The organism is Pseudomonas sp. MOIL14HWK12:I2 (assembly GCF_000510745.1).
GTDB classification, from domain to species: domain Bacteria; phylum Pseudomonadota; class Gammaproteobacteria; order Pseudomonadales; family Pseudomonadaceae; genus Chryseomonas; species Chryseomonas oryzihabitans.
Map to the genome: position 1 here is coordinate 154,008 of NZ_AZOA01000010.1, position 15,078 is coordinate 169,085.

The following is a 15,078-nucleotide window of genomic DNA, read 5'->3' on the forward strand; positions in this document are numbered from 1 at the left end:
CAAGGAATTCCCGTGAGCGAAACTCAAGCCCCCCGCGCCGACGACGTCTCTCCCGATCCTGTCGTGACTCCCGCCTCGCCGCCGCCGGCCCCCCCCCCGGCAAGCGTGCGCCGCAAGGGCTCGGGCAAGGCGTCCGGTCTGGCGCTGCTGGCCCTGCTGGTGGCCGCCGGTGGCCTGGGTGTCGGCGGCTGGAGCGTCTGGCAACTGCAGCAGGTGCGTCAGGCCGAGCAGAGCCAGGCCGCCCAGGCCGAGGATCTGCGCAGCCAGCTGCGCCAGCTGGAAATGCGCAACCAGGCGTTGAGTGCCGATCTGGGCCGCCTGCCCTCGGCCAACGAGCTGGAAGAGCGCCGCCGTCAGCTCGGTGAGCTGCAGGGCGACCAGCAGCACCTCGCCGAACAGTTCAAGGAGGTGGTCGGCCAGAGTCGCCAGGCCTGGCGCCTGACCGAGGCCGAGCACCTGCTGCGCATGGCCACCCTGCGCATGACCGCGCTGCAGGACGTGCCCAGCGCCCAGAATCTGCTGCAGGGTGTCGATGACATCCTCAAGGCCCAGAACGATCCGGCCGCCTTCGCCGCCCGCCAGCAACTGGCCAATGCCCAGCAGACCCTGCGCCAGCTGCCCGACCTGGATCGCACCGGGCAATTCGTCCAGCTGGCATCGCTGCGCAATCAGGTGCAGAGCCTGGAACCCCTGCCGCCGCGCTTCTCCACCACCGTGGCCGACCAGCCCGGCGTCGAAAAGGCCGCGGTACCGCCGAGCAATGCCCTGCAGCAGTGGTGGCAGGATTTCCGCCAGCGCATCTCCAGCTACTTCCGCATCGACTTTTCCGCCGACCAGCCGATTCGTCCGTTGCTGGCCGAGGAGTCCCTGGCCCAGGTGCGCCTGGCCATGAGCCTGGCGCTGGAGCAGGCGCAGTGGGCCGTGCTCAATGGCAATCAGGAGGTCTATCGGCTCTCCATCGAGCAGGCCGAAGACGTCCTCGCCGCCCACTTCAACAACCAGAATCCCGACAGCCGTGCGGTCAAGCTGCGCCTGCAGGAGCTGGCCGAGCGGCCGGTCACCTTCGAGGCCCCTGACCTGACGCCTGCCCTGACCGCGCTGCAGGCCTACATCGCCCAGCGTCAGCAAATCCAGCCGAACAATGCCGCCGCCGGCGCGGCTCAGGAGAATCGCCCATGAAGCGCCTGTACCTGCTGTTCCTGTTCGCCCTGCTCGTCGGCCTGGGCGTTGCCGTGGTGCTGGCCAAGGAGCCGGGCTACGTGCTGCTGTCCTACAGCAACTTCCGCTACGAATCGAGTCTCTGGGCCTTCCTGGCCCTGCTGGTGGCAGTCTGGCTGGCGCTCTACATCCTCAAGCTGGTGCTGGGCGCCCTCGGCCTGACCGGCAAGGTGCTCAACCCCTGGTCGCGGCACAATCGCCAGCGCCGCCTGGAGCAGGCGCGCCACAAGGGGCAGCTGGAACTGGCCGAAGGCAACTGGAGCGGTGCCCTCAAGCACCTGAAAGGCGCCGCCGAGCACGCCGACCAGCCGCTGTTCGTCCTGCTGGGCGCCGCCCGCGCCGCCAACGAACTGGGCGACCTCGAAGAACGCGACCGCCTGCTGCGCCAGGCCCGCGAGCGCGAGCCCCAGGCCGACCTGGCCATCGGTCTGCAGCAGGCCCGGTTGCAGATCGACCGCGGCCAGTATCTGGAAGCCCGTGACAGCCTGGCGCCGTTGCAGGCCAAGTATCCGAAGAATGGCGAGGTGCTGCTGCAACTGCAGCGCCTGCAGGTGACCCTGCGCGACTGGCCGGCGCTGATCGCCCTGCTGCCGCAACTGCGCAAGCAGCAGGTGCTGCGCCCCCAGGAGCAGGACGACCTGGAGCGCAAGGTATGGATCGCGACCCTCGACGAGGTGCCCGCCCAGGGCGCGGAATCGGCGGTGGATGCCCAGTGGCAGCAGGTGCCCACGGCGCTCAAGGGCGATGCCTCGGTGGTGCTGGCCTATGCCCGTCAGCTGCGCGCCATCGGCCGCGACGACCTGGCCGAAGAGGTGCTGCACATCACCCTGAATCGCCAGTGGGACGAGCGCCTGGTCGAGCTCTATGGCCAGCTGCGTCCGCGCGATGCCAGTCGTCCGCTGCACCACGCCGAAGGCTGGCTCAAGGATCGCCCCCAGGATGCGGTGCTGCTGCTGGCCCTGGGCCGGTTGTGCATGAACAACCAGCTGTGGGGCAAGGCGCGCGAATATCTGGAGCGCAGTCTGGCGCAGCGGCCGTCCGCAGTCACCGCCGGCGAACTGGCCAGGGTGGCCATCCAGCTGGGCGATGTGGACCGCAGCCAGCAGCTCCTGCAGAGCCAGTGGCGCGAGTCCGACACCACTTCGCTACCGACGCCGCGGGTCTGACGGCGCGGCTCGTCTGCCCGGGTCCTTGAAAGGTGCCCGGGCTTTCTCTACCGTAACGTCCCAATTCCCTGTTGGAGACGGCGCGTCCGTGACTAGTCCCCGCTTCATCTTTCTGTTCATGGCCGCCACCTGTGCGGTGCTCATGGGCGTCGGTCTCTATCTCGAACACGTGGTCGGCCTCGAGCCCTGCCCGCTGTGCGTCATGCAACGGATCTTCTTCATTCTGGTCGGGGTGGTGGCGCTGATCGCCGGCATCCAGGCGCCGGGCAAGCGCGGACGACGCATCTATGGCGTGGTCCTGCTGCTGCTGGCCGCCGCCGGCGCCGCCACCGCGGGCCGCCAGGTCTATCTGCAGACGGTCCCGGCGGAAGAGCTGGCGGCCTGCCTGCCGAGCCTCGACTACATGATGCAGGCGCTGCCCTTCCAGGAAATCATCCGCCTGGTCCTGCACGGCACCGCCGACTGCGCCGAGGTCAACTGGACGCTGTTCGGTCTGAGCATCCCGGAATGGAGCCTGCTGGCCTTCGTGCTGCTCATGGCCCTGAGCCTGGTCAAGATCTTCCGCCGTCGCTGAGCTTTCTCCGAGCAACGGCACTCGCCTGGCGAGGCGATGTCGGTATAGTTCCTGATAACAGCCGGGCGCCTGCGCCCGGACCGTCTCGCCCGTATAGAGAGCTGCCGTCATGCTAGAAACCTGCCGCAATGCCCAGGAACGCTGGGGTGGGGTCCACCAGCTGATCGACCGCTGGCTGATTGCCCGCCGCGAGCTGGTGACCGCTTACGAAACCCTGGACATGGAGCCCCTGCTGGGACCGGTGCGCGAGGTCAGCGAACTGGAGCGGCTCTGCGACATGCTGGTCGACTACATGTCCACCGCGCATTTCGAGATCTACGAGCAACTGGTGGCCGAAGCCCGGGAATTCCAGGACGAGCGCGCCATCGAGTTCGCCGACAGCGTCTATCCGCGCCTGCAGGCCCTGACCGACGCCGCCCTGAACTTCAACGACAGATTCGAGCGCGGGGCCTATCGGGACCCGGGTCTGCTGACCATCGAACTCAAGCTGCTGGGCGAAACCCTGCGCGAGCGCTTCGAACTCGAAGACTGCCTGATCGAGGTGCTGCACACCTCGCACCAGCAACCGCGGCTGGCGTCGGTCTAGCCCCGGTTCCCCCGCGCGGCCTCGGCCAGCAGGTCGAGGTCCGCTGCGGCTGCCTCGCGCGGTGCCAGCGCGTGCAGCCAATCCCCCGGGCCCTGTGCCCCGCGACACGGCCAATGGCCCGCGAGTCGTGCCAGACGCGCGAGCTGTTCACGTTCCGCGGCCAATTCCAGTCCCTTGAGCTGCTCCCGCAGGGCCGCCAGGCTCTCGTCCGCGCTGGACGCGGCCTTCCAGGCCTGGCGCAACTGGCGCAGGGGGCGTACCACCGTATCCTGCCAGTGCTGCGAGGCGCGCTGCAGCCGGGCCAGGCCCTCGGCATCCAGGGCGCAGTTGCGGCGATCCAGCCAGAGCGCCGTCAGCACCAGACAGACGTCGGCGCCGGCCTCTTGCAGACGCAAACAGGCGCCTTCCACGCCGGGCCGGGCGTATACTGCCAACGCGAATTCCCACAGGTCCTCTTGCATGTCCGCCTCCCCGTTCGTGGGTGGTGGAGCTGCTACACTCCGCCGCCATGATCCGACTACAGAACCTTACTCTACAGCGTGGTCCCCAGCGTCTGCTCGAAAGCGCTGAACTGACCCTGCATCCCGGCCAGAAAGCCGGTCTGATCGGTGCCAATGGCGCCGGTAAATCCAGTCTCTTCGCCCTGCTGCGCGGGCAGCTCGGGGCCGATGCCGGCGATTGCCACATCCCGGCGGCCTGGCGCATCGCCCACATGCGCCAGGAGGTGGATACCCTGGAGCGGCTGGCGGTGGACTATGTGCTGGACGGCGACATCGACCTGCGCCGCATCCAGCGCGAACTGGCGGCGGCCGAAGCGGCCCAGGACGGCAACGCCCTTGGCCGGCTGCATGCCGACTTCGAGGCCGCCGACGGCTATACCGCCGATGCCCGCGCCCGCAAGCTGCTGGCCGGTCTGGGCTTTACCGCCGCGCAGATGGAGCGCCAGGTCGGCGACTTCTCCGGTGGCTGGCGGATGCGTCTCAACCTGGCCCAGGCGCTGATGTGCCCCTCGGACCTGCTGCTGCTCGACGAACCCACCAACCACCTGGATCTGGACGCCATCCTCTGGCTGGAAGACTGGCTCAAGGGCTATCCCGGCACCCTGATCCTGATCTCCCACGACCGCGACTTCCTTGATGCCGTGGTTGATCATGTGGTGCACCTGGACCAGCAGAAACTCGTGCTCTATCGCGGCGGCTACTCCAGCTTCGAGCGTACTCGCGCCGAGCGCCTGGCGCAGCAGCAGCAGGCCTACGACAAGCAGCAGGCCCAGCGCGCCCACATGGAGAAGTACATCGCCCGCTTCAAGGCCCAGGCCACCAAGGCCCGTCAGGCACAGAGCCGGATCAAGGCCCTGGAACGCCTGGAAGAGCTGGCGCCGGCCCATGTCGATTCGCCCTTCGAATTCGTCTTCCGCGAGGCGGACAAGCTGTCCAGTCCGTTGCTCGACCTGGCCGAAGGCCGACTCGGCTACGGCGAGACCACCATCCTGCACCCGGTCAAGCTGCAGCTGACACCAGGCGCCCGCATCGGCCTGCTCGGCCCCAACGGCGCCGGCAAGTCGACCCTGATCAAGACCCTGGCCGCCGAACTCGAACCCCTCGGCGGCCGGCTGCAGCGCGGCGAGAACCTGGCCATCGGCTACTTCGCCCAGCACCAGCTCGATTCGCTGGACGCCAAGGCCAGTCCCCTGCTGCACCTGCAACGCATCGCCCCCGGCGAGCGCGAACAGAGCCTGCGCGACTTCCTCGGCGGCTTCGATTTCCGCGGTCCGCGCTGCGACGAGGCGGTGCTGAATTTCTCTGGTGGCGAGAAGGCGCGCCTGGCCCTGGCGCTGATCGCCTGGCAGAAGCCCAATCTGCTGCTGCTGGACGAACCCACCAACCACCTGGACCTGGACATGCGCCTGGCCCTGACCCTGGCCCTGCAGGAATTCGCCGGGGCGGTGCTGGTGGTCTCCCACGATCGTCATCTGCTCAAGAGCACCACCGACGAATTCCTGCTGGTGGCCGATGGCAAGGTGCAGGCCTTCGACGGCGATCTGGACGACTACAGCCGCTGGCTGGTGGACTTCCGCGCCCGCCAGGAGCCGGGCCTCGCCGCCGGTGAGGGCGCCGCGGTCGACAAGACCGATCGCAAGGCCCAGCGCCAGGCCGCTGCCGCCCTGCGCCAGCAGCTGGCACCGCTGAAGAAGGCCACCGACAAGCTGGAAGCCGAGCTGGGCAAGCTGCAGGAAAGGCTCGCCGCCCTGGAAGCCCGTCTGGGTGACAGCGGCCTCTATGACGCCGCGCGCAAGGAAGAACTGCGCCAGGCGCTGGCCGACCAGGCCGCGGCCAAGACCCGCGAAGCCGAGCTGGAAGAGCAGTGGCTGGAGGCCCTGGAACGGCTGGAAAGCCTGCAAGCCGAACTCGAGGGGGCCTGATGACCGAGTGGCTGCACACCTGGCTGCCGGGGTGGGGCGACTACCTGCTGGTGGCCGGCCAGGTCGCCCTGGTACTGCTGATCGGCTATGTGCTGCAGCGCATCGTCGCCCGCGCCGTCACCGGCCTGGGCGAACGCTATCCGCTGCCGCCGCAGATCGTACTCGGCCTGCGCGGCACCCTGCGCTGGCTGATCATGGGCAGTGCCATCCTCATGGCCCTGGAGCGCTTCGGGGTGTCCGCAGCGGTGCTCTGGACGGCCATTTCCGGTTTCGTCGCCGTGGCCGCGGTGGCCTTCTTCGCCATCTGGAGCGTGCTCTCCAACCTGTTCTGCGCGGTGCTGATCTTTACCGTCGGCCCCTTCCGCCTGGGCGATCGCATCGAGGTGCTGGACGCCTCGGACAAACCCGGCATCAAGGGCCGGGTGGTGGCGATCAACATGCTCTTCGTGACCCTGCAGGAACTGGACGACAACCAGGAAGGCGCCCTGGTGCAGATTCCCAACACCCAGTTCTTCCAGAAGTCGGTCCGTCGCTGGCGCGATGCCGACGGCTCCTTCGATTTCCATCTCGACAGGTGAACCCATGAGTCTGCAGGTCTGGACCGGTTTCTTCATCGCCTGCTGGATGATCAGTCTCTCGCCCGGAGCCGGGGCGATCGCCTCCATGAGCGCCGGCGTGACCCTGGGCTTCCGCCGCGGCTACTGGACGGCCATCGGTCTGCAGCTGGGACTGGCGCTGCAGATCGCCATCGTTGCCGTGGGCGTCGGCGCCCTGCTGGCGACCTCGCAGCTGGCCTTCACCCTGATAAAGTGGTTCGGTGTGGCCTATCTCGCCTACCTGGCGCTCCGCCAGTGGCGCGCGGCGCCCATGGATCTGGGTAAACAGGTGGTCGGCGAGCGTCTGCCACCGCGGATCGGCGCCCTGGTCATGCGCGGTTTCCTGGTCAACGTCAGCAATCCCAAGGCGCTGATCTTCATGCTCGCGGTGCTGCCGCAATTCGTCGATCCCCATGCGCCCCTGACCGCGCAGTACCTGATCATCGGGGCGACGATGGTCAGTGTCGACCTGATCGTGATGGCGGGCTACACCGGGCTGGCTGCCCGGGTGCTGACCCTGCTGCGCACCCCGCGCCAGCAGCGCATCACCAACCGGGTATTCGCCAGCCTGTTCCTCGCGGCGGCCGCGTTGCTGTCCACGGTGCGCCGCGCCGCGGTCTGAAGCCGGGGCTACCAGACCACCGACTGCCCCTGCCAATCCCAGAAACTGCCGGTCTCGGCCGGCGTACGGGCGGCCAGCACCGCCAGCAGGCGCTCTGCCGCGTAGGCGGGCGTGAACAGCTTGTCCGCCGGCACCCGCGCCTGGAAGGGCCGGGACAACGCCGTGTCCGTGGTGCCGGGATGCAGGGCCAGCACGCAGCTCTGGGGATTGAGCCGGGTCAGCTCGATGCTGGCGCAGCGCAGTCCCTGATTCAGCGCCGCCTTGGCCATCCGATAGCCATACCAGCCACCCAGCTGGTTGTCGCCGATGGAGCCCACGCGTGCCGACAGCGCCGCGATCTGACAGGGATGCTGGCCCTTGAGCAGTGGCGTCAGCTGGCGGATCAGCAGCAGCGGCAGCACGGCATTGGCCAGATAGCTTTCCAGCAGCCCGGCCTGATCCACCTGCGCCAGACTCTTCTCGGCGCGCGCCCGTTCGCCCTGCAGCAGCCCCGAGGCGCACAGCAGCAGATCCAGACGGGGCGTCTCGTCCGCCAGCCGGGCTGCCAGATCGACTGTGGTCAGCGGATCAACGTCGAGGCGGCGCAGGCGCGGGCCATGCTGCCGCTCCAGCGCGGCCAGGCCGTCATGCGTCTCGGCGTGGCGCGCGCAGGCCCAGACCCGCGCAATGTCATCACGCGCCAGCAGCTGTTCGCACAGGGCCAGGCCGAGGCCGCCGGTGGCGCCATACACCAGGGCCTGGGCGGGCTGCGCCAGGCGTTGCCAGAAAGTCATGGGGGACTCCAGTCAGGTCGCTATCCCTGTCCGACCGCGCCACTGCGCTGGGGTGCGCCGGCGTAGCGCGGTATCCTGGGCTTTTGCCGGAGAAATTCCCGTGATCCTGTGGATCGATGCCGATGCCTGTCCACGCGCCGCCAAGGAGCTGGTCTGCAAGTTCGCTCTCAAGCGTAAGCTGGAGGTGGTACTGGTGGCGGGGCAGCCGCAGATCAAGCCGCCCTTCGCCTGTGTCCGCCTGGTGGTGGTCCCCAGTGGCCCCGACGCCGCCGACGACCACCTGGTCGAGCAGGCTCAGCCGGGTGACCTGGTGATCTGCAGCGACATTCCCCTGGCCGATCGGCTGGTGAAGAAGGGCGTGGCCGCCCTGGATCCGCGTGGTCAGGAATTCGACGAGCGCAACATGGGGCAGCGGCTGGCCATGCGCAATCTGATGACCGATCTGCGCGACCAGGGACAGATGGGTGGGGGCCAGGCCGGCTACGGCGAGCGTGATCGCCAGGCCTTCGCCAACGCCCTGGACCGGCTGATCACCCGCCTCCAGCGCAGCGCCGCCGGCTAGGGCGGCCTGCTAGGCGGGCACGGCGGCGAGGGCGGGTTGCTGCAGCCAGGTACGCAGCTGCGGCAACGGCATGGGCCGGCCGAACAGATAGCCCTGCATGAAATTGCAGCCGTTGGCCTGCAGGAACTGGCGTTGCTCGCTGGTTTCCACCCCCTCGGCGACCACATTGAGGCCCAGTTTGTGCGCCATGGCGATGATCGCCGCGGCGATGGCCATGTCGTTGCTCTGCTTGGGGATGGTGCGGACGAAGGCGCGATCGACCTTGAGCGAATCCACCGGCAGCCGGCTCAGGTAGGCCAGCGACGAGTAGCCACTGCCGAAATCGTCGATGGATACCCGCACGCCCAGGGTCCGGATCTCGCCGAGCACCTCGACCGCCACGTTGAGGCTGTGCATCAGGGCGTTCTCGGTCACCTCGAGAATCAGCGCCGAGGCCGGCAGATCTTCGGCCTGCAGCGCCCGGGCGATGGACTGGGGCAGGAGGCGATCGCTCAGATTGAGCGCCGAGCAATTCACCGAGACGCGCAGAGCCGCGTGACCTTCGCGGTGCAGCTGGGCGAGGTCCGCGCAGGCCTGGCGCATGACCCAGCCATCCAGGTCGGCGATCAGCCCGGTTTCCTCGGCGACGCGGACGAAGCGCTCGGGACTCAGCGGACCCAGGACCGGATGCTGCCAGCGGACCAGGGCTTCCAGGGCCACCGGCGCACCGGCGGGGTCGACGATGGGTTGGTAGGCCACGTGCAGGCCGCCCTGGGCTAGAGCCTGGCGCAGGTCCATCTCCAGGCTCAGCAGGTCGTCGGCGTCGCGCTGGAGTTCGGTGGTGAATCTCTGGCTGCGATTGCGCCCGCTGCGCTTGCAATGGCCGACCGCGAGGCCGGCGCTGCGCAGCAGCTGGCCGGCGTTGGCGCCGTCCTGGGGATAGTGGGCGATGCCCAGGCTGAAGGTCATGGCAATGCGCTGCCCGGCCAGCTCGAAGGGCGGTCGCAACTGCTCCAGCAGGCGCATGGCCAGGGGCTGGCTGTCGCCGCGCTGGCCGAGCGGCAGCAGCAGGCTGAACTCGTCGCCGGCATAGCGGGCCAGCGGCAGGTCGTCATCGAGCACCGCGCGGATCCGCTGCGCCATCTGGATCAGCAGTTCATCGCCAAGGGCATGGCCGAGGCTGTCGTTGATGCGCTTGAAGTGATCGATGTCCAGCATCAGCAGGGCGAACTGCTCACCGGTGCGCGCCTGGCCGATGGCCCGATCGACGGTCTGGATGAAGCTGCCGCCATTGAGCAGGTGGGTGAGGGGATCGTGCAGGGTGATCTGGTCGAGGGTGGTCGAGACCCGCTCCAGCCGCAGGCGCTGGGCATTGAAGCGTTCGCCGGCCCAGGCGGCGAGCAGGCCGACCATGATGATGAACAGGGTGCCGAGGGCGATGCCCATGCCCAGTTCCAGGTGCTGATTGGCTTCCGCCAGACCGCCGGGTTCGAAACCGATGGGCACGGCAAGGGTGAGGGCGGCCATGCCGGTGAAGTGCATGGAGACGATGGCGAAACCCAGGACCAGACTGCCCAGCAGGCGCAGCCAGAAGGTCCTGAGGCCGGTCCTGCCGCGCAGGCGGAAGGCCAGCAGCAGGGCGCCCAGGGAGGCGAGGCTGGCGACCACCACCGAGACCACCACCAGCAAGGGATCATAGAGCTGCACGGCCACCGACTGCATGGCCAGCATGCCGGTGTAGTGCATGGTCGCGATGCCCAGGCCGGCGGCGAGGGCGGCGAGCCCGTATTGCGGTGCGGTCAGGGACTCGCGCCCGATCAGGTGCATGACCGTATAGGACACGGCGATGGCGATCAGCAGCGAGGCCAGGGTCTGCAGGGGCGCATAGTGCACATGGATGCCGATCTTGAACGACAGCATGGCGAGGAAGTGCATCGACCAGATGCCCCCGCCCAGGGCGACGGCACCGATCAGCTTGGCCAGCTCGCTGCCGCGGCGGGAGCGACTGTTGGTCACCCAGTCGGCCATGGCCAGGGCGGTGTAGCCGGCGGCGCTGGCGATCAGGTACGCCAGCACCACGAGCAGGCTTTCGTACTCGTTGGCAGCCAGGATCTGATGGCCGGGAGGCAGCAGGGTGGAGAAGTTCAGCATGCTCAATCGCCAGCGTGCACACGAGGTTTTGGGAGGGGTTGCTGCTCAGGGCATCGGCAGCGGCAGCCGGGCCTTTAATCCGTTCGATGGACGTACCGGGTGAGGGGCTGCCTGGCCATCAGGCCTTGGGTGTCCGGCTGCGACGCCACAGCCAGAGCAGCAGGCCGATCACCACGAGGCCGCCCAGCACCATCAATTCATACCGCTTGAGATTGCCCAGCACCCCTTCGAGGACGGCGCCGAAGTGATAGGCGGCATAACCCAGCACCGTCGCCCAGACGATGGCGCCGATGCCGTTGAGGATCAGATACCGCGCTGGCGGATAGCCCGACAGGCCGATCGCCACCGGCATCACCGTGCGCAGGCCGTAGACGAAGCGAAAGCTCAGTACCCAGAGGTCCGGATGGCGCCGGATGTGCGCCAGCGCCTTTTCGCCGGCGGCTTCCCACTTGGGTTTGCGCGCCAGCAGCTTGCGCCCGTGGCGCCGGCCGAGGAAGTACCAGAGCTGATCGCCGGCGTAGCTGCCGCAGAAGGCGACCAGGATGACGGTCTGGATGTTCATGTAGTCGCGGAAGGCCAGGAAGCCGGCCAATACCAGAATGGTTTCGCCCTCGAAAAAGGTGCCGAGAAAAAGGGCGAAATAGCCGAAATCATGGAGGAATTGTTGGAGCATTCGGCGCTACACGAGATGAATAAAGATGGCGCAGCCTACCCCGGTTGGCGTCTGGAAAGAAAGTGTGACGGACTTCCGTCCGCCGGGCGCCAGACGGTCAGGCAGGGATTTCACTGCGACCCTGTGTCACGCCGGGTCCAGCCGGCGTCTGCCTTGGATAGGACCTATAGGCACTCCATATTGTCATCTGCTGTTACCAATCGGTCATGATTGTGGCCTATAACCCATCACACTGACCCGTGATCCGGGTCTGGGAGTCGATCGTGAGTTTTACCCCCATCAACCGTAGCTACCCTGCCACTCGCATGCGCCGTCAGCGCCGCGACGAGTTTTCCCGTCGCCTGATGCGCGAGCATGTGCTGACGGTGGATGACCTGATCCTGCCGGTATTCGTGCTCGATGGCGAAGGCCGCCGCGAGGCGATCCCCTCGATGCCCGGCGTCGAGCGGCTATCCATCGACCTGCTGCTGGAAGAGGCCGCCGAGCTGGTGGCGCTGGGGATTCCCGCGGTCGCCCTGTTCCCGGTCACCCCCACCGAGCGCAAGTCGCTGGACGGCGCCGAGGCCTACAACCCGGACGGGATCGCCCAGCGCGCCACCCGCGCCCTGCGCGAGCACTTCCCCGAGCTGGGGGTGATCACCGACGTGGCCCTGGATCCCTTCACCACCCACGGCCAGGACGGCATCCTCGACGAGCGCGGCTACGTGCTCAACGACGTCTCGGTCGAGGTGCTGGTCAAGCAGGCGCTGTCCCATGCCGCTGCCGGGGCCCAGGTGATCGCCCCCTCGGACATGATGGACGGTCGCATCGGCGCCATCCGCGCGGCCCTGGAAGACGCCGGTTATCACAACGTGCAGATCATGGCCTACTCGGCCAAGTACGCCAGCGCCTACTATGGGCCGTTCCGCGACGCCGTCGGCTCGGCCGCCAATCTGGGCAAGGGCAACAAGGCCACCTACCAGATGGACCCGGGCAACAGCGACGAGGCGCTGCACGAGATCGCCGGCGACCTGGCCGAGGGCGCCGACTCGGTGATGGTCAAGCCGGGCATGCCCTATCTGGACATCGTTCGCCGGGTCCGCGAGGAATTCCGCGTGCCGACCTTCGTGTACCAGGTGAGCGGCGAGTACGCCATGCACATGGCCGCGATCCAGAACGGCTGGCTGTCCGACGCCGTCATCCTCGAATCGCTCTTGGCCTTCAAGCGCGCCGGGGCCAACGGCATCCTCACCTATTTCGCCAAACGCGCCGCCCAACAACTTCGCCAGGGGCCTTCGCGTTCCTAAGGAGCTTCAATGAGTAGCCAGGGTTTCGTCGAAACCGATCTGCAACAGCCCGTCACCGCCGAGTCCCTGGAGACCGCGGAAGAGACATTGGCGCTGGACGCCGAAGTACCGGCACCCGCCGCCGAGGCGCCGGCCGCGCCCAGCGTGCCGGCGGCCAACGTGGACGACAGCAGCCTCTACATCCATCGCGAGCTGTCGCAGCTGCAGTTCAACATCCGGGTGCTGGAACAGGCCCTCGACGAATCCTATCCGCTGCTCGAGCGGCTCAAGTACCTGCTGATCTTTTCCAGCAACCTGGACGAATTCTTCGAGATCCGCGTGGCGGGTCTGAAGAAGCAGATCACCTTCGCCCGCGAGCAGGCCGGCGCCGACGGCCTGCTGCCGCACCAGGCGCTGGCGCGCATCAGCGACATCGTCCACGGCCAGGTGGAGCGGCAGTACGCCATCCTCAACGACGTGCTCCTGCCGGCCCTGGCCGAGCAGCAGATCCGCTTCATCCGCCGGCGTTACTGGGACGTCAAGATCAAGGCCTGGGTGCGCAAGTTCTTCCGCGACGAGATCGCGCCCATCATCACCCCTATCGGCCTGGATCCGACCCACCCCTTTCCGCTGCTGGTGAACAAGAGCCTCAACTTCATCGTCGAGCTGGAGGGCATGGACGCCTTCGGCCGCGACTCGGGCCTGGCCATCATCCCGGCGCCGCGCCTGCTGCCGCGGATCATACGGGTGCCGGAGGAGGTCGCCGGGCCCGGCGACAACTACGTCTTCCTGTCCTCCATGATCCACGCCCATGCCGATGACCTCTTCCCCGGCATGAAGGTCAAGGGCTGCTTCCAGTTCCGCCTGACCCGTAACGCCGATCTCTCGGTGGACACCGAGGACGTCGAAGACCTGGCCCGCGCGCTGCGCGGCGAGCTGTTCTCGCGGCGCTATGGCGATGCGGTGCGGCTCGAGGTGGTGGACATCTGCCCGAAACACCTCACCGACTACCTGCTCAAGCAATTCGGCCTGGGCGACAGCGAGCTGTACAAGGTCAATGGTCCGGTCAACCTGACCCGGCTGTTCTCCATCACCGGGCTGGACAGTCACCCGGAGCTGCAGAACGCCCCCTTCACCCCGACCATTCCCAAGCTCCTGCAGAAGAAGGACAACCTCTTCAACGTGCTGGGCAAGCTCGATGTGCTGCTGCTGCACCCCTTCGAGTCCTTTACCCCGGTGATCGACCTGATGCGCCAGGCCGCCAAGGACCCCAACGTCCTGGCGATCAAGCAGACGCTCTACCGCAGCGGCGCCAACTCGGAGATTGTCGACGCCCTGGTGGATGCGGCGCGCAGCGGCAAGGAGGTGACCGCGGTCATCGAATTGCGCGCGCGCTTCGACGAGGAATCCAACCTGCAGCTGGCCAGCCGCCTGCAACAGGCCGGCGCCGTGGTCATCTATGGCGTGGTGGGCTTCAAGACCCACGCCAAGATGATGCTGATCCTGCGCCGCGAGAACGGCGAGCTGCGCCGCTATGCCCACCTGGGCACCGGCAACTACCACGCCGGCAACGCCAAGCTGTACACCGACTACAGCCTGCTGACCGCCGACGTGGCCCTGACCGAGGACGTGCACAAGCTGTTCAACCAGCTGATCGGCATGGGCAAGACCCTGCGCATGAAGAAGCTGCTGCACGCGCCCTTCACCCTGAAGAAGAACCTGCTGGAGATGATCAACCGCGAAGCGGTGGCGGCCAGCGAAGGGCGGCCGGCGCAGATCATGGCCAAGGTCAACGGCCTCACCGATCCCAAGGTCATCCGCGCCCTCTACAAGGCCAGCCAGGCCGGGGTGAAGATCGACCTGGTGGTGCGCGGCATGTGCTGCCTGCGGCCAGGCGTACCGGGCGTGTCCCACAATATCCAGGTGCGCTCCATCATCGGCCGCTTCCTGGAGCACAGCCGCATCTACTACTTCCTCAACGGTGGCGACGAGAAGCTTTATCTCTCCAGCGCCGACTGGATGGAGCGCAACCTCGACATGCGCGTCGAGACCTGCTTCCCGGTGGAAGGCAAGAAGCTCATCAGCCGGGTCAAGAAGGAGCTGGAAGGCTACCTCACCGACAACACCCAGGCCTGGGTGCTACAGGAAGACGGCAGCTACATCCGCCAATCGCCCACCGGCAACCAGAATGCCCGCAGCGTGCAGGCGACGCTCTTGGAGCGGCTGGCCAGTCCGGTGGTGAATACGCGCTGATGGCGTTTCGGGCCCATGCCGCCATGGGCCCTGGCCGGTTTCGTAGGTTGGGTTGAGCAGGAGCGAAGCCCAGCTGTTGCGTGTGCAGCTCTGCACCTTAGGTTTTGTGGGTGCCCTGGCTGTTCATTGAGCTTTGCTGATGTTTCTTGTTTCGCCCGCCCGGGCGAGTCACTTTTTGCAGTCGCGCAAAAAGTAACCAAAAACGCTTGCCCCGACCATCCGGCCCTACGCTTCGCTC

The 15,078-nt window shown here is 67.2% G+C and carries 14 protein-coding genes; 10 read left to right on the plus strand and 4 right to left on the minus strand.

The genetic code is table 11. The annotated features are described in order from the left end of the window. Positions 1–12 precede the first annotated feature (12 nt). The 4 genes from PSK12I2_RS0109270 to PSK12I2_RS0109285 all read left to right on the plus strand — a co-directional run bounded on the left by PSK12I2_RS0109270 (position 13) and on the right by PSK12I2_RS0109285 (position 3,544). Positions 13–1,179 carry a uroporphyrinogen-III C-methyltransferase gene (locus tag PSK12I2_RS0109270; protein WP_042135286.1) on the plus strand — a complete coding sequence of 389 codons (1,167 nt, stop codon included), beginning with the start codon at positions 13–15 and terminating at the stop codon, positions 1,177–1,179. Beyond that, complete coding sequence (locus PSK12I2_RS0109275; RefSeq protein ID WP_027598174.1) at positions 1,176–2,384, plus strand: heme biosynthesis HemY N-terminal domain-containing protein; 1,209 nt, start codon at positions 1,176–1,178, stop codon at positions 2,382–2,384. Before PSK12I2_RS0109270 ends, PSK12I2_RS0109275 begins: the two co-directional genes overlap by 4 nt. Positions 2,385–2,472: 88 nt before the next feature. Then, positions 2,473–2,958, plus strand: coding sequence for a disulfide bond formation protein B (locus PSK12I2_RS0109280; RefSeq protein ID WP_027598175.1), 486 nt, complete (start codon positions 2,473–2,475; stop codon positions 2,956–2,958). A gap of 109 nt (positions 2,959–3,067) precedes the next feature. Continuing rightward, entirely contained in the window at positions 3,068–3,544 is a 477-nt protein-coding gene (locus PSK12I2_RS0109285) for an Rsd/AlgQ family anti-sigma factor (protein WP_007161363.1), read from the plus strand. Here the strand turns inward: PSK12I2_RS0109285 and PSK12I2_RS0109290 are convergent. Further along, a complete protein-coding gene (locus tag PSK12I2_RS0109290) occupies positions 3,541–4,005 on the minus strand; it encodes a TIGR02444 family protein (RefSeq protein WP_027598176.1) in 465 nt (154 codons plus the stop codon). The two genes, PSK12I2_RS0109285 and PSK12I2_RS0109290, sit on opposite strands and share 4 nt — an antisense overlap. A 47-nt stretch (positions 4,006–4,052) precedes the next feature. Here PSK12I2_RS0109290 and PSK12I2_RS0109295 point away from each other — a divergent pair, with 47 nt between their 5' ends. Genes PSK12I2_RS0109295 through PSK12I2_RS0109305 form a run of 3 tightly spaced genes read left to right on the plus strand, consistent with a single transcriptional unit; the run spans position 4,053 to position 7,184 of the window. Further along, positions 4,053–5,966, plus strand: a complete 1,914-nt coding sequence (locus PSK12I2_RS0109295) for an ATP-binding cassette domain-containing protein (protein ID WP_027598177.1) — start codon at positions 4,053–4,055, stop codon at positions 5,964–5,966. Further along, a complete protein-coding gene (locus PSK12I2_RS0109300; protein WP_027598178.1) occupies positions 5,966–6,544 on the plus strand; it encodes a mechanosensitive ion channel family protein in 579 nt (192 codons plus the stop codon). Before PSK12I2_RS0109295 ends, PSK12I2_RS0109300 begins: the two co-directional genes overlap by 1 nt. A gap of 4 nt (positions 6,545–6,548) precedes the next feature. After that, a complete protein-coding gene (locus PSK12I2_RS0109305; protein WP_027598179.1) occupies positions 6,549–7,184 on the plus strand; it encodes a LysE family transporter in 636 nt (211 codons plus the stop codon). An 8-nt stretch (positions 7,185–7,192) separates the two neighbouring features. Here the strand turns inward: PSK12I2_RS0109305 and PSK12I2_RS0109310 are convergent, their stop codons facing one another. Further along, positions 7,193–7,957: an SDR family NAD(P)-dependent oxidoreductase gene (locus PSK12I2_RS0109310; protein ID WP_027598180.1), complete on the minus strand. Its 765-nt coding sequence runs from the start codon at positions 7,955–7,957 to the stop codon at positions 7,193–7,195. A 100-nt stretch (positions 7,958–8,057) separates the two neighbouring features. Here PSK12I2_RS0109310 and PSK12I2_RS0109315 point away from each other — a divergent pair, with 100 nt between their 5' ends. Next, positions 8,058–8,519, plus strand: a complete 462-nt coding sequence (locus PSK12I2_RS0109315; protein WP_017639406.1) for a YaiI/YqxD family protein — start codon at positions 8,058–8,060, stop codon at positions 8,517–8,519. 9 nt (positions 8,520–8,528) lie between these two features. Here the strand turns inward: PSK12I2_RS0109315 and PSK12I2_RS0109320 are convergent, their stop codons facing one another. Both PSK12I2_RS0109320 and PSK12I2_RS0109325 read right to left on the minus strand, forming a co-directional pair. Next, positions 8,529–10,649: a bifunctional diguanylate cyclase/phosphodiesterase gene (locus PSK12I2_RS0109320; RefSeq protein ID WP_081347913.1), complete on the minus strand. Its 2,121-nt coding sequence runs from the start codon at positions 10,647–10,649 to the stop codon at positions 8,529–8,531. 118 nt (positions 10,650–10,767) lie between these two features. Beyond that, entirely contained in the window at positions 10,768–11,322 is a 555-nt protein-coding gene (locus PSK12I2_RS0109325; protein ID WP_027598182.1) for a DedA family protein, read from the minus strand. A 263-nt stretch (positions 11,323–11,585) separates the two neighbouring features. Between PSK12I2_RS0109325 and hemB the strand changes: the two genes are divergently transcribed. Together hemB and ppk1 are read left to right on the plus strand one after the other, a co-directional pair. Further along, positions 11,586–12,608: a porphobilinogen synthase gene (hemB, locus tag PSK12I2_RS0109330; protein WP_007161353.1), complete on the plus strand. Its 1,023-nt coding sequence runs from the start codon at positions 11,586–11,588 to the stop codon at positions 12,606–12,608. 9 nt (positions 12,609–12,617) lie between these two features. Continuing rightward, the gene (gene ppk1 / locus PSK12I2_RS0109335; protein ID WP_007161352.1) at positions 12,618–14,840 is read left to right on the plus strand and encodes a polyphosphate kinase 1; all 2,223 of its coding nucleotides are present in this window, start codon (positions 12,618–12,620) and stop codon (positions 14,838–14,840) included. Positions 14,841–15,078: the final 238 nt, after the last annotated feature.

What these genes read in the sequence shown, in the direction of transcription:
- PSK12I2_RS0109305 (WP_027598179.1), top strand. Translation starts at nt 6,549, where the DNA reads ATGAGTCTGCAGGTCTGGACCGGTTTCTTCATCGCCTGCTGGATGATC.
- PSK12I2_RS0109285 (WP_007161363.1), top strand. Translation starts at nt 3,068, where the DNA reads ATGCTAGAAACCTGCCGCAATGCCCAGGAACGCTGGGGTGGGGTCCAC.
- PSK12I2_RS0109310 (WP_027598180.1), bottom strand. Translation starts at nt 7,957, where the DNA reads ATGACTTTCTGGCAACGCCTGGCGCAGCCCGCCCAGGCCCTGGTGTAT.
- PSK12I2_RS0109275 (WP_027598174.1), top strand. Translation starts at nt 1,176, where the DNA reads ATGAAGCGCCTGTACCTGCTGTTCCTGTTCGCCCTGCTCGTCGGCCTG.
- PSK12I2_RS0109320 (WP_081347913.1), bottom strand. Translation starts at nt 10,649, where the DNA reads ATGCTGAACTTCTCCACCCTGCTGCCTCCCGGCCATCAGATCCTGGCT.
- PSK12I2_RS0109290 (WP_027598176.1), bottom strand. Translation starts at nt 4,005, where the DNA reads ATGCAAGAGGACCTGTGGGAATTCGCGTTGGCAGTATACGCCCGGCCC.
- PSK12I2_RS0109300 (WP_027598178.1), top strand. Translation starts at nt 5,966, where the DNA reads ATGACCGAGTGGCTGCACACCTGGCTGCCGGGGTGGGGCGACTACCTG.
- PSK12I2_RS0109325 (WP_027598182.1), bottom strand. Translation starts at nt 11,322, where the DNA reads ATGCTCCAACAATTCCTCCATGATTTCGGCTATTTCGCCCTTTTTCTC.
- ppk1 (WP_007161352.1), top strand. Translation starts at nt 12,618, where the DNA reads ATGAGTAGCCAGGGTTTCGTCGAAACCGATCTGCAACAGCCCGTCACC.
- PSK12I2_RS0109295 (WP_027598177.1), top strand. Translation starts at nt 4,053, where the DNA reads ATGATCCGACTACAGAACCTTACTCTACAGCGTGGTCCCCAGCGTCTG.